Here is a 616-nt window from a genome sequence, read left to right on the forward strand (position 1 = left end):
GTTGATATTCCGCACGTGGCGGAACACCATGGCGTTCAGCCCGGCCGAGTATTGTGGGATGTCGTGCGCGCGACCCTTTGGCAAGGGCGTGTGCTCGGTGTCATCGGCGATGAAGCGAGTCCGCGCATCGCTCTTCAAGGCGTAATAGAGCGACACGCCATTCGCCGTCATGTGGATCTCCTGCGCGGCGTAGGCACGGTTGTTCGAGGCATCGAGCCAGGAGAGCGTGCCCGTGACCAGTGTCGGGTAGAGCTCGCGCACGTATTCGAGTGCGTCGACTGTCTCGCGGCTGTTGATGCTGACGCGGCCCTCCTCATCGGTCAGTGAGGCATTGTGCGACCAGAGCATCCAATTGGCAAAGCCGTTGCCGTCGCCAACGGCGTTGCCCAGGGCGAAGCCCGCCGGCCTGCCGAGGCGCTGCATTGCCTTGCACAGCCTCAGGAATTCCTGGAGGTCATCTGGCACCCGCTCGAACCCGGCCTCGCGCAGCGTGGAGACACGGTAGCAGATCGGCCCCGTGCCGCCGCCGAAAGGCACGCCGATCCAGCGGTCGGTGCCGTGCCGGCGACCATATTTAAGCGGCAGATAGCTCCAGCCACCATAGCGCCGACCGAGG

1 protein-coding gene is annotated in these 616 nt (G+C 64.6%); it reads right to left on the bottom strand.

Annotated features, from left to right (window positions below):
• Positions 1-616: ABC transporter substrate-binding protein (locus tag Q7A36_RS40600; RefSeq protein WP_305109458.1), on the bottom strand; the 616-nt coding region annotated here is incomplete at both ends.

It is taken from the genome of Paracraurococcus lichenis, assembly GCF_030657435.1.
GTDB classification, from domain to species: Bacteria; Pseudomonadota; Alphaproteobacteria; order Acetobacterales; family Acetobacteraceae; genus Paracraurococcus; species Paracraurococcus lichenis.